The sequence below is a fragment of the Brevundimonas albigilva genome (assembly GCF_023573565.1).
Classification (GTDB): domain Bacteria; phylum Pseudomonadota; class Alphaproteobacteria; order Caulobacterales; family Caulobacteraceae; genus Brevundimonas; species Brevundimonas albigilva.
Map to the genome: position 1 here is coordinate 2274635 of NZ_CP097649.1, position 12023 is coordinate 2286657.

Genomic DNA, 12023 nt, shown 5'->3' on the forward strand with positions numbered 1-12023 from the left:
GGCCAAAGGGGAGAGCCTCAAGCAGCGCGAAGCGCGGCAGGCCAACGGGAAAGAATGCCAGACGGCCTGTAAGCCGGGTTCTGTTCCGTCCGAAAACGGCGACGATCATTCCTCTGGACCGCCCATTGCTGAGCGGTTCTCGCGACCTACCCGGACGTCTGGGGCGGTGAACCCTGCGGCCGAAACCGCGCGACGTCCCTATTTGGTCTTGCTCCAGGCGGGGCTTGCCATGCCGTCCGCATTGCTGAGGACGCGGTGGGCTCTTACCCCACCCTTTCACCCTTGCCGGACCCGAAGGCCCGGCGGTTTGCTTTCTGTGGCGCTGTCCCTCGGGTCGCCCCGGGCGGAGGTTATCCGCCGCCTTTTCACCGTGGAGCCCGGACTTTCCTCGACGGGCGCGAAGCCCGCCGCGACCGCCCGGCCGTCTGGCGAGGCGCTAGATGCGCGCTCGCTCCGCGCGGGTCAACCGATGGATGCGTAGGGCGGGGGAATGGGCTATGATCCGGTCATGGCCGAACCCGCCGCCAGAGCGACGACCGAAAGCGACGAGCAGCGCGCGCGCCGCCTCGCCTGGGAACGCGCCCGCATCGCCGAGGCGGACGAGGACATCGCCGCCGGACGGGTCATCAGCGGCGATGAGGCGCTGGAATGGCTGGATCGCTGGGCGGCCGGCGAAGACTTGGAAGAACCCGACCTTCGCGGATGAACGTCGACTGGTCCGTCACCTTCACCGCGCGCGCCCGTTCCGACCTTCTCGCGGTGAGGCGATGGCTGAACCAGCCCGGCAGCGGCCTTCGCGCCCGACTGCGGCTTGCACGGATCAATCGGGCGCTGGTGGAACTGCGCCTGGCGCCCCGGCGATGGCCCGTCGGCGACGGCGCCGGGGTGCGCGAGCGGCCGGTGGAGGGACACCGCATCTTCTATCGCGTCGACGAAGCGGCCCGCGCGGTGACGATCCTGCGCGTGTTCGGCCCTTTCCAGGACCGGTCCGACGTCTAGTCCAGCACGCCCGTGACGCTTTCGACGCTGGCCAGTTGCAGCAGGCCGACCAGACGGGCGCGGGTCTCGCCGTCGGCCACGCCGTCGATGCGGGCGGGCCGCCAGTGGCGCTGGAAGGCGCGCACGGCGGTTTCCGTCTCGGCGTCGTAGTCGCCGCCGGGCTGGAGGCCGTAGCCCAGGCGGTGCAGGCCGGCGCGCAGCACGACCACGCCGACGCCCTGGTCGCCCTTCTGCAGCAGACCGCCCAGGGCCTTGATCCGCTCGGCCGCCGGTTCGAACCACAGGCCGTGCCCCGCCTCGGCCAGCCGCTTCCAGGGGAAGAGTTCGCCGGGATCCTCCTTGCGGTCGGGGGCCAGGTCGGAATGGGCGATGATGCGGTTGTCGGGGATGGTCCAGCGGGTGCGGATGTCGCCGACCAGGGCGATCAGCGATGCGATCTGGGCGTCGGGAAAGGCGCGATAGCCGAACGCGTGGCCCGGATTGACGATCTCGACGCCGATGGAGGCGGCGTTGCAGTCGGTTTCCCCCCGCCAGACGCCGCGCCCCGCGTGCCAGGCCCGGCGTTCCTCGGGGACCAGGCGGAAGACGCGGCCGTCCTCCTCGACCAGATAGTGGGCCGAGACCTTGACCTCGGGGTCGCAAAGGCGCGCCAGCGCGGCCTCGCCGGTCGCCATGCCGGTGTAGTGCAGCACCAGCATGTCGGGCGGGGCGCGGCGGGCGTCGAAGTTCGGCGACGGCGCCTCGATGACGTCGATCATGGCCAGGGCGGCCTCAGCGGCCGTGACGTTCCCAGCCGTAGGCGACCCAGGTGTCGCCGACCTTCTGCGCGTCGATGACCTCGGGATCGGTCGAACGGCGGCGCAGGATCATGTTGCGGCGCGCCCGCAGCGCCAGGCCGGCCAGGAAGACCAGCACCCCCGCGATGACCGCGATCACGGCCACGGCGGCGGCGGTGAAGACCGCCAGGATCGCGCCCACGGCCATCGCCGCCACGCCCGCGATCAGGCCGCCCAGCCACATCACCGAGGCGACGAGGCCGTTCGGACGGCGGCGCGGCGTGAAGCCGACGGTGACGAGACGTTCGGGCTGGAACATGGATCGATCCTCTTCGGGCGTTTCTTGAAACGCCGAACCCCCAATGTCGGTCCATCGCCCCGCCGGGTCAAGGACGCCGCCCCTCACGCCTGCGTGCGGCATTTTGGCGGCCCTACCGCGCTTCGCGCTGCTTGAGGGCGTCGCGCTGCTTGAGGGCGTGGTTGCTCGCCCTATCGCGCGTCGCGCTGCTTGAGGGCGACCCTGCTCCGCCGGCGCGGGGGAGGATCGTTTACAGCGGCTGGTCGGCCAGGACGACGGCGCCTTCGCTGCGCATCCGCTCGCCCTGGATGCGGCGCATCACCGCCTGGGCCTGGGGATCGGCCATGACGCCGCCGATGGTGACCAGGGCGCGGGCGGCCTCGGTCTGGACGCCGAAGGCCTCCGACAAGGCCTCCCAGGGCGAGCGGACCTTGGGGAAGTGCTTGAAGCGCACCGGCTGGTCGGCCGGCAACCTGGCCAGTTCCTTGGCCTTGACGACGGCCTCGGTCAGGCCGCCCAACTGGTCGATGAGGCCCAGCGGCAGGGCCTGGGCGCCGGTCCAGACGCGGCCGCGCGCGATCTCGCGCACCCGGTCGGCGGGCAGCTTGCGGCCGGTCGACACCCGGGTGATGAAGTCGTCGTAGATGCGGTCCATCGAGGCCGAGAAGTCGGCCCGCTGTTCGGGCGTGAAGGGCTGGGTCGGCGAGAAGGCGTCGGCGTACTGGCCGCCGACCGACAGGCCGCGCATGTCCACGCCGAAGCGACCCAGCGCCTCGGCCACCACGAACTTGCCGCCGAACACGCCGATGGAGCCGGTGATGGTCGAGGGCTGGGCCACGATCCAGTCGGCCTGGGAGCTGATCCAGTAGCCGCCCGAGGCGGCGTAGTCGCCCATCGACACCACGACCGGCTTTCCGGCCGCCCGCGCCGCGCGCACGGCCGCCAGGATCTGCTCGGACGCCTCGGGCGAACCGCCGGGCGAGGAGACGCGGAAGACGATGGCCTTCACGTCCTTGTCCTGAATGGCGTCGTAAATGGCCTCGGCCGTGTCGTCGGAATGGATCATGGCGCCGCCGCCGAAGGGGCTGGCCGAGCCGCCGCGCCCGGTGACGATCGCTCCCTCGCCGCCGACGATGGCGATGGCGTTGCGGCCCGAGCCCGCGCGCGCGCCCTTGTCGGAGGCGTACTTGGCCAGTTCGACGATCTCGGCCCCGCGGCCGGCGCGCGTCTTGATCGCGGCCTCGGCCTCCTCGACCTGGCCGATCTTGTCCACCAGGCCGTTGGCGCGGGCCTGCTCGGCCGAATAGGGGCCGGCCTCGACCAGCGCCTTGACCGCCTCGGGCGTCGATTTGCGATCGCGCGCCACATGGGCCAGGGCGCTGTCGTAGAGGGCGGTCATCCAGGCGGTCTGCGCCTCGCGGTGGGCGGGGGTGTAGTCGCTCTGGGTGTATTCGTTGACGGCGTTCTTGTACTCGTAGCGCTGCTCGAAGTCGGCGCGCACGCCGTATTTCTCGAAGGCCCGGCCCAGGAACAGGTTGTCGGTCGCCAGGCCCGTGGCCTGGAAGCCGGCGGTGTTCTGCATCCACAGTTCGGACGCCGCCGCCCCGATCATGTAGGACGAGATCGCGGTCCCGGCTGGCATGAAGCCCTGGCTGTGGGCGATCACCGGCTTGCCCGACGCCTTGAAGCGCACGATGGCCTGGCGCAGTTCGTCGGCGGCGGCGGGGGTGATGCCGGCCTCGGGCAGGCGGATCAGAAGGCCCTTCACGCTGCGGTCGTCCTGGGCCTGGATCAGGGCGTCGACGACCTGGAGGGTGGACAGGCCGCCCCCGGCGAAGACGGCGAACGGGTCGGTCGAGGGCTGGTCGCTGATGCCCTCGCGCAGGTCCAGCTCCAGCACGGTGGCGGCCGGCGTCGCGGGCTTGGACGAACCGGCTGCGATGGCGAAGGTCAGCAGCACCACCGGCACGACGACGAGGAACAGCACCAGCCCGGTGAAGACGCCCAGGACGGTCAGGAAGAACTGTTTCAAAGGAGGGGATCCCGCAGACGGCCGCCGTTGGCCGCGCGCCAGCATAGAGAGGGGCGCGTCGCCGTCAAATGAACGTCCGGCAATGGTCGGCCGGCCGCGCCGCGCCGCGCCGCAGCACGGCCCCGCTGCGGCGCAGCAGGGACGATTGATAGGCCCGCGCGAAATCCCTATATGAGCCGCCTCAGAGCGAGGGCCTGTCGCCCCGCGCATCCGTTCGGGAGACCCGCCGTGCTGGTCACCATGATGAAGTCCAAGCTGCACCGCGCGACGGTGACGCAGGCCGACCTCGACTACGAGGGCTCGATCGCCATCGACCGCGACCTGCTGGACGCGGCCGGCATCTTTCCCAACGAGCAGGTCGACGTGCTGAACATCACCAACGGCGCGCGCTTCACCACCTACGCCATCGAGGCCCCGCGCGGGTCGAAGGTCATCGGCGTCAACGGCGCCGCCGCGCGCCTGGTGCAGAAGAACGACAAGGTGATCGTGGTCACCTACGGCCAGCTGGAGCAGGAAGAAGCGCGCCAGTGGGAGCCGAACGTCGTGCTGCTGGACGACCACAACGCCATCAAGCGCGCGGCCTGAGCCACCCCTCTCCGTCTCCTCGGGTCAAGCCCGAGGATGACGAGGAAACAACACGCGACGCTCAGGCCGAACGCTGCTTCAGCGGCGCCGTGCCGTCGGCCAGGCTTTCGGCCAGATAGACCTCGGCCTCCTGGGCCGGCAGAGCCTGGGCGTAGCCGAAGCCCTGGCCGTAGTGGCACTGGGCGTCCAGAAGCAGGCGGGCCAGTTCGGCGTTCTCCACCCCTTCGGCCACCACTTCCAGGGCCAGGTCGCGGCCCAGGTTGACCACCGACTTGACGATCTTGGCCGAGCCCTCGTCCTTGTTCATCGTCAGCACGAAGTAGCGGTCGATCTTCAGCGTGTCGAACGGCAGCTTGGCCAGGTAGGACAGCGACGAGAAGCCGGTGCCGAAGTCGTCCAGCGCCAGCGAGGCGCCGACCGCCTTCAGCTGCTGCAGCACCTCGGCGGCGCGCGTTGTGTCGCGCATGATGTCGCCCTCGGTCACTTCCAGCTTCAGGGCGCCGCGCGGCAGGTTGCTGTCCTTGATGATCCGCTCGACGTCCTCGACCAGATGGCGGCGCTCGATCTCGCCGACCGACAGGTTGACGCTGCAGAACAGCTTGCCGGCCAGGGGGTGGCGGTCCAGCCATTCGGCCAGCTGGCGCGCCGACTGGGTCATCATCAACAGGCCCAGGTCGTTCATCATGCCCAGGTCGTTGGTCAGGCCCAGGAACTCGTCCGGCGGCACCAGGCCGCGCCGGGGGTGGCGCCAGCGGGCCAGGGCCTCGAAGCCCGCCACCGCGCCGGTCTTCAGATTCACGATCGGCTGGAAGAAGGGGGTGATCTCGCCGCGCACGAAGGCGTTGCGCAGGTCCGCCTCCAGCGCCAGGCGGCTGAGGCTGTCGCTCTCAAGCGCGCGGCCGTAGGCGGCCGAGCCGCCGCGCCCGGCGCCCTTGGCCGATTCCACCGCCAGTTCGACGCGGCGCAGGATCTCGGCCGGGTCGGGCGCGTCGGGGCCGCCCTCGACCACCACCGCGCCGATGGAGACGGTGGGATAGATGTCGAAACCGGCCACGCGCAGCGGCTGCTCCAGCGCCTCGCGCACACGGTAGCTGACGTGGGCGCCGGTCTTGGGAACGATGATGGCGAACTCGTCCTCGCCGATGCGGGCGGGGCTGGCCTCCTTGGCGAAGGCGGCGGCCAGGCGCGAGCCCAGGGCCGACAGCACCAGGTCGGTGCGCTCGTGGCCCAGCGCCTCGTTCAGGCGCCGAAGCCGGTCCACGTCGCCGACCACCAGTTCGTATTCGCCGGGCTGGATCAGCACCTCGCCGACCCGGGCCAAAAAGCCGCGGCGGTCCAGAAGGCCGGTCAGATTGTCCCGGTCGCCGCCGGCGAACTTGGCCTCCAGCGCCACCACCCCGGCGGCGCGCAGCCCATCCTCCAGCCAGACGCCGCGCCACAGGCAGGTCTCGGCCCCGCGCATCCGCAGGCGCACGGCGACCTCGGTTCCCTCGTCCTGGGGCTTCAGCATCTTCTCGGCCAGGGCCCGGTCCTGGGGCATGGCCGAGGCGACGAAGCCCGCGCCCGAACATTCCGGCGCCAGCGGCCCCAGGCCCAGCGGCCGGGTTGCGCCGGTGAAGCGGATCTGATCCTCCGACGGGGTCCACACCCACAGCGCGGTGTCGGCCGCCGCGAGCGCCTCGATGGCGGTCGTGGCGTCCCAGGCCAGCGATCTGGGTCGCGTGTTCAAGGCGTTCAGGCCCCCTTCAGGACGACGTTCGGCCGCCGCGATCGACCTCGTCCTCGACAAGACCGAACAGCAGATGGTCTGCCCACTCCCCGTTAATTTTCAAATAAGCGCGGGCGTATCCTTCCTGGCGGAAGCCGGATTTCTCCAGCACACGGCGCGAGCCGGCGTTGGTCGGCAGGCAGGCGGCCTCCAGCCGGTGCAGCTCCAGCCGGTCGAAGGCGTAGCGCACCAGGGTCCGCACCGCCGCGGTGGCGACGCCCCTGCCGGCATGGGGACGGCCGATCCAGTAGCCGATGGTCCCGGTCTCGGCCACGCCGCGCCGGACGTTGGACAGGGTGACGGCGCCGAACAGGGTCTCGCCGTCCTCGCTGAAGACGAAGAAGGGCCAGGCGTTGCCCAGCTCCATCTCGCGCGCATAGATCGAAAGGCGGCGCTTGAAGGCGGCCTTGGTCAGGTCGTCCTCGGGCCAGGCCGGCTCCCACGGCTGGAGATAGTCGCGCGATCCCTCGCGCAGCCGCGACCAGGCGGAATAGTCGGACGCGCGCGGCGGCCGCAGGCGCACCCCGTCGCCGCGGACCATCGGTCCGGTCGCGTCGATCATCCAGTCCAAGAGGGCCATGACGCGGACCCTAACGCGCGAACCGGCGATTGGCGACGGGCGGCACGCGAACTTGATTTTCGCGCCGCGACAGAGCATCAGGGCGGCCTCACCTTGGACCCGCCCCTGCACGCAGGCGACGGGTGGCTATCCCGGCCGCCGATCCGCCGGGAAACCGAGCCGCCGAACCCGAGAGGTCGGGCGCGGCTCATCCAGATGAAAACCGAATGTCCATCATCGCCTCCGCGCGCCAGCAATGGCTCGCCAATCCTCGCCGCGACCTGCTGGCGGGGACCGTCGTGGCCCTGGCCCTGATCCCCGAAGCCATCGCCTTCTCCATCATCGCCGGGGTCGATCCGGCGGTCGGGCTCTACGCCAGCGTGGTCATCGCCGTGACCATCGCCTTCGTCGGCGGCCGCCCGGCCATGATCTCGGCCGCCACCGGGGCCATGGCCCTGCTGATGGTCACGCTGGTGCGCGACCACGGGCTGGAATATCTGTTCGCCGCCTCGATCCTGTGCGGGGTGATCCAGATCGGCGTCGGCCTGCTGAGACTGGGCCGCTACGTCAAGTTCGTCAGCCGCAGCGTCATGACCGGCTTCGTCAACTCGCTGGCGATCCTGATCTTCCTGGCCCAGACGCCGGAGCTGATCGGCGCCAACTGGCAGACCTTCGCCCTGGTGGCCGCGGCCCTGGCGGTCATCTACGGCCTGCCGCGCCTGACCAGGGCCGTGCCGTCGCCCCTGGTCGCCATCGTCCTGGTAAGCGCCTTCGTGATGATGACGGGGCTGGACGTGCGCACCGTGGGCGACATGGGCCAAATGCCCGCCGCCCTGCCCGCCTTTCACCTGCCCGCCGTGCCGCTGACGTGGGAGACGTTCGTCATCATCGCCCCGATCTCGGCCACCCTGGCCTTCGTCGGCCTGCTGGAAAGCCTGCTGACCGCCAATCTGATCGACGACATCACCGACACGCCTTCCGACAAGGATCGCGAGACGCGCGGCCAGGGGATCGCCAACATCCTGTCGCCCCTGTTCGGCGGCATGGCCGGCTGCGCCATGATCGGCCAGTCGATGATCAATGTGACCTCGGGCGCCCGGGGCCGGCTGTCCACCCTGTGGGCCGGCCTGCTGCTGCTGTTCCTGATGCTGGCGCTGCAGGACTGGGTGGCGCGGATCCCGATGGCGGCCCTGGTGGCGGTCATGATCATGGTGTCGATCGGCACCTTCGACTGGGGATCGGTGCTGAAGCTGCGCTCGACGCCGCTTCAGTCCTCGATCGTCATGATCGCCACGACCGTGACGGTGGTGGCCACCCACGACCTGTCCAAGGGCGTCGTCCTGGGCGTTCTGCTGTCGGCGGTCTTCTTCATGCGCAAGCTGGGCAAGACGCTGAGCGTGACCGAGATCCAGACGCCCGAGCCCGGCGTGCTGCGCTATCGCGTGACAGGCCAGCTGTTCTTCGCCTCGGCCGACCTGTTCGCCGCCAGCTTCGAGCACCACGGCCATCCGAAGCGGGTCGAGATCGACATGGCCGAGGCCCACCTGTGGGACCTGACCGGGGTGGCGGCGGTGGACAAGGTCGTCTTCCGCTACCGCCGACAGGGCGCCGAGGTCGTGGTCACGGGGATGAACGCGGCGGCGCGCACCCTGGTGGATCGGGTCGGCCGGTTCGAGAAGCAGCACCTGCCCGAGACGGCCGGCGCCCACTGAGCGACGGAACCGGCGAGGTCGCGCGTTACAGGAGGGACGGGGGAACGGAGACGTCCCATGGCTTCATCCTCGATCGACGCGGCCATCGCCCTGACCCGGCTGGGAATGGGCGCGCGACCGGGCGAGATCGACCGGGTCGCCGGCGATCCGCGCGGTTGGCTGCGCGCGCAGATCCGGCCTGAAGGCGCGCCCCTTCCGGCGGGCGAACGCCCCGACACCGCTCAGCGCATGACGCAATACGTCGCCTATCAGTCCGACGGGGGCGCCCGGCGAAACGCCGCGACGGCGGACGCCGAGGCCCGGCGCGAGGCCCGGCAGGCGGGGCGCCGCGCCCTGGCCGACGATACGGGCCGCGCCTTCCTGGCCCGAGCCGACCTGGCGGCCACGACCGACCAAGGCTTCGCCGAGCGCTGGGCCCTGTTCTGGGCGAACGCGCTGAGCGTGTCGTCGACCAAGTTCGCCGCCGGCGTCTTCCTGGGCCAGTACGAGGCCGAGGCCATACGCCCCCGCGTCTTCGGCCGTTTCGAAGACCTGGTCCTGGCCGCCGAACAGCACCCCGCCATGCTGCTCTACCTCGATCAGGCCCGCTCGGCCGGACCGGACAGCGCGGCGGGGGCGCGCCGCGAGGCGGGACTGAACGAGAACCTGGCCCGCGAAATGATGGAGCTGCACACCGTGGGCGCCGACGGCGGCTACGGCCAGGCCGACGTCACCGAACTGGCGCGCGCCCTGACCGGCTGGTCCGTGCCGACCGCCCGTGACGCACGGGCCGGGCGCGGAGGCGAGCGCGCGGCGACGGCCGAAGGCGACGGCTTCGTCTTTCGCGCCAATCTGCACCAGCCGGGCGCGCGGACCGTGATGGGCAAGACCTATCCGGCCAGCGGACGCGGCCAGGACGGGCGCAGCCAGGGCGAGGCGATCCTGCGCGACCTGGCCCGCCACCCGGCGACGGGGCGGCGGCTGTCGCGGCGGCTGGCCGCCCATTTCGTCGCGGACGATCCGCCCGCGGCCCTGGTCACGGCGCTGGAGGCGGCCTGGGCGCGCTCGGGCGGCGACCTGGCCGAGGTGGCGCGCGCCCTGATCGCGGCGCCCGAGACCTGGGACCCCCGGCCGGCCAAGATCAAGACGCCCTACGAGTTCGTCGTCTCCGCGCATCGCGCCCTGGGAACGCGGCCGCGCCGCCTGCCGCCGCTGCGCCAGGCGCTGGCCGGCATGGGCCAGCCGATGTTCGCCCCGCCCTCTCCCGAAGGCTGGCCCGACACGGCCGCCGACTGGGCCGGGCCGGACGCCCTGGTCAAGCGGCTGAACTGGGCCAAGGTCGCCGCCGAGGCGGCGATGCAGGACGATCCGAGCGCCGTCGCCCTTTCCGCACTGGGCGAGCGGCTGGGCCAGCGCACCCGCCTGGCCGTGGCCCGCGCCGAGAGCCGACCCGAGGCCCTGACCCTTCTTCTGATGTCGCCGGAGTTCCAACGCCGATGACCGCCCCGCCCCTGAATCGACGCACGCTTCTGGCCGCCGCCTCCGCCGGGATCGGCCTGGCCTTCGCCGGCCGCGTGGCCGCCCAGGCCGCCGGGCCGCGCAACAAGCTGGTGGTGGTCATCGCCCGCGGCGCGATGGACGGCCTGTCGGTGACGGTCCCCTACGCCGACGCCGACTATGTTCCGCTGCGCGGCGGCCTGGCCGTCCCGCCGCCGGGAGAGGCGAGCGGCGCGCTGGACCTGGCCGAGGGCTTCGGCCTGCATCCGGCGCTGTCGGGGCTGCACGCCCTGTACGGCCAGGGACAGGTGCGGTTCGCGCCGGCGGTGGCCCTGCCGGTGCGGGTGCGCTCTCATTTCGACGCCCAGGACGTGCTGGAGAACGGCGGCGAAGGCCTGCGCCAACAGACCGACGGCTGGCTGAACCGGGCGATGGCGGCGGCGGGCGGGACGACCCTGCGCGGCCTGTCGATCGGGGCGCAGACGCCGCTGATCCTGCGAGGCGCGGCGCCGGTCTCGTCCTGGGCGCCCGGCGGCCAGGTGCGCGGCGAGGACCGCATCGCCTCCCTGTTGCAGGATCTCTATGTCGAGGATCCGATGCTGGGCCAGAACCTGGCGCGCGGCCTGGCGACCGAGGCCTTGGTCGCCCAGGATCAGGACATGGAGGGGGGCGCCCCCGTGCGCCGCAACGACGTTCAGGGCCTGGGTCGCGCGGTCGCCCGGCTGATGAGCGGAGACGAAGGGGCGGACGTGGTGGCCGTTTCCCTGGACGGGTGGGACACCCACGCCGGCCAGAAGGCGCAGCTGCAGACGCGGCTGACCGGGCTGGATCAGCTGGTCGCCGGATTGAAGGACGGACTGGGAAACCAGTGGGACCGCACCGTCGTCGTGGTCGCGACCGAGTTCGGCCGCACCGCCCGCGCCAACGGCACCCAGGGCACCGACCACGGCACCGGCTCCTCGCTGCTGATGGTCGGCGGCGCGCTGAAGCCTGGCGGACCGATCGGCGACTGGCCGACCCTGGCCGCGAGCCGGCTGTTCGAGGATCGCGACCTGGCGCCCACCCTGGACGTCCGCTCGGTGTTCAAGGGGGTGCTGCGCGACCACCTGGGCCTGGACCGGGCCGCGCTGGACCAGAGGGTCTTTCCCGGCAGCGCGGCGGAGGCGCCGACGCTGGACGGCCTGGCCTGACCGACCGATCCCAGGGAACCGCCGCGCGCCCGGATCGCTAAGGACTCAGGAGGTCCCCATGGACGACAAGCAGAGCGAAGGCCGCAAGGACAACGGCGCCATGCCGGGCGGCAAGCCGGAGGCCGCGACCTCCGACAAGGCGGTGCGCGAGACGGGCCGCAAGGAGACCCGGAGCGCCGGTCCCGACGGCCCGGACGCCCGCGCCGTCGGCGACACCTTCAAGCGCTGACGGTTCGCCTATTCGGTCGGCAGCTTGCACAGACGGTTCAGGTCGGCGCGGATCGAGGCGCCCTGGAAGTGCGAGATCTCGGCGCCCGAATAGCCTTCGGCCGACAACGCCTTAACGACGTCCCCGGTGTTCTGGCAGTTGGGCGTGCGCGCCAGCTGATAGGCGCGTTCGACGACGTGAATCTGGTTCATGGTGGGCTTCCTCGCTGACAGGGTAAACGTCCCGGAGGCTTGGCCGTTCCGCCGCAACGCTTGCGTTTCGCGCCAAGACCTGCGCAATGGGCGCGTCGATCTCTCTGCGTAACGCCCCTCTCTTTGCGAACGCACCGAGTTCTGGCCGATCCATTCAGACCCGACAGGCCGCAGGGACGTTCCCTCGGTCAACTTCTAACGGAGGTCT

13 protein-coding genes, 1 other RNA gene and 1 other annotated feature are annotated in these 12023 nt (G+C 71.3%); of the genes, 7 read left to right on the forward strand and 7 right to left on the reverse strand.

The window, feature by feature from the left end; all coding sequences use genetic code 11:
* Nucleotides 1-53 precede the first annotated feature (53 nt).
* Nucleotides 54-429, reverse strand: an RNA gene (rnpB, locus tag M8231_RS11370) — RNase P RNA component class A.
* A 79-nt stretch (nucleotides 430-508) separates the two neighbouring features.
* Between rnpB and M8231_RS11375 the strand changes: the two genes are divergently transcribed.
* On the forward strand, nucleotides 509-706 hold the full coding sequence (locus M8231_RS11375; protein ID WP_249749886.1) for a hypothetical protein: 198 nt from the start codon (nucleotides 509-511) through the stop codon (nucleotides 704-706).
* Nucleotides 703-999 (forward strand): type II toxin-antitoxin system RelE/ParE family toxin, encoded by a 297-nt coding sequence (locus M8231_RS11380; RefSeq protein WP_250201492.1) that lies wholly within the window; start codon nucleotides 703-705, stop codon nucleotides 997-999. The genes M8231_RS11375 and M8231_RS11380 overlap by 4 nt, the downstream gene beginning before the upstream one ends.
* Here M8231_RS11380 and M8231_RS11385 read toward each other — a convergent pair.
* The 3 genes from M8231_RS11385 to sppA all read right to left on the reverse strand — a co-directional run bounded on the left by M8231_RS11385 (nucleotide 996) and on the right by sppA (nucleotide 4105).
* Nucleotides 996-1757 carry a peptidoglycan recognition protein family protein gene (locus tag M8231_RS11385; RefSeq protein WP_250201493.1) on the reverse strand — a complete coding sequence of 254 codons (762 nt, stop codon included), beginning with the start codon at nucleotides 1755-1757 and terminating at the stop codon, nucleotides 996-998. The two genes, M8231_RS11380 and M8231_RS11385, sit on opposite strands and share 4 nt — an antisense overlap.
* Nucleotides 1758-1770: 13 nt before the next feature.
* A complete protein-coding gene (locus M8231_RS11390; protein WP_250201494.1) occupies nucleotides 1771-2094 on the reverse strand; it encodes a hypothetical protein in 324 nt (107 codons plus the stop codon).
* Nucleotides 2095-2323: 229 nt separating this feature from the next.
* Nucleotides 2324-4105, reverse strand: coding sequence for a signal peptide peptidase SppA (sppA, locus tag M8231_RS11395; protein ID WP_249749885.1), 1782 nt, complete (start codon nucleotides 4103-4105; stop codon nucleotides 2324-2326).
* Between the two features lie 228 nt (nucleotides 4106-4333).
* On the opposite strand from sppA, the gene panD reads away from it, so the two are divergent.
* Nucleotides 4334-4690, forward strand: a complete 357-nt coding sequence (panD, locus tag M8231_RS11400; RefSeq protein WP_249749884.1) for an aspartate 1-decarboxylase — start codon at nucleotides 4334-4336, stop codon at nucleotides 4688-4690.
* A 61-nt stretch (nucleotides 4691-4751) separates the two neighbouring features.
* Here panD and M8231_RS11405 read toward each other — a convergent pair whose 3' ends face one another.
* Nucleotides 4752-6419, reverse strand: coding sequence for a putative bifunctional diguanylate cyclase/phosphodiesterase (locus M8231_RS11405; RefSeq protein WP_249749883.1), 1668 nt, complete (start codon nucleotides 6417-6419; stop codon nucleotides 4752-4754).
* A 16-nt stretch (nucleotides 6420-6435) separates the two neighbouring features.
* On the reverse strand, nucleotides 6436-7038 hold the full coding sequence (locus M8231_RS11410) for a GNAT family N-acetyltransferase (protein WP_249749882.1): 603 nt from the start codon (nucleotides 7036-7038) through the stop codon (nucleotides 6436-6438).
* A gap of 92 nt (nucleotides 7039-7130) precedes the next feature.
* Nucleotides 7131-7194 (forward strand) — a sequence feature (sul1 is cis-regulatory element that is thought to sense ions involved in sulfur or methionine metabolism; They are found in Alphaproteobacteria).
* 50 nt (nucleotides 7195-7244) lie between these two features.
* Here M8231_RS11410 and M8231_RS11415 point away from each other — a divergent pair.
* Genes M8231_RS11415 through M8231_RS11430 form a run of 4 tightly spaced genes read left to right on the forward strand, consistent with a single transcriptional unit; the run spans nucleotide 7245 to nucleotide 11624 of the window.
* The gene (locus M8231_RS11415) at nucleotides 7245-8729 is read left to right on the forward strand and encodes a SulP family inorganic anion transporter (protein WP_249749881.1); all 1485 of its coding nucleotides are present in this window, start codon (nucleotides 7245-7247) and stop codon (nucleotides 8727-8729) included.
* A gap of 57 nt (nucleotides 8730-8786) precedes the next feature.
* A complete protein-coding gene (locus M8231_RS11420; protein ID WP_250201495.1) occupies nucleotides 8787-10208 on the forward strand; it encodes a DUF1800 domain-containing protein in 1422 nt (473 codons plus the stop codon).
* Nucleotides 10205-11395, forward strand: a complete 1191-nt coding sequence (locus tag M8231_RS11425) for a DUF1501 domain-containing protein (RefSeq protein WP_250201496.1) — start codon at nucleotides 10205-10207, stop codon at nucleotides 11393-11395. The genes M8231_RS11420 and M8231_RS11425 overlap by 4 nt, the downstream gene beginning before the upstream one ends.
* 58 nt (nucleotides 11396-11453) lie before the next feature.
* Nucleotides 11454-11624 carry a hypothetical protein gene (locus tag M8231_RS11430; RefSeq protein WP_249749876.1) on the forward strand — a complete coding sequence of 57 codons (171 nt, stop codon included), beginning with the start codon at nucleotides 11454-11456 and terminating at the stop codon, nucleotides 11622-11624.
* 8 nt (nucleotides 11625-11632) lie between these two features.
* On the opposite strand, the gene M8231_RS11435 is transcribed toward M8231_RS11430, so the two are convergent.
* Nucleotides 11633-11815, reverse strand: a complete 183-nt coding sequence (locus M8231_RS11435; RefSeq protein ID WP_249749875.1) for a hypothetical protein — start codon at nucleotides 11813-11815, stop codon at nucleotides 11633-11635.
* Between the last annotated feature and the right edge of the window lie 208 nt (nucleotides 11816-12023).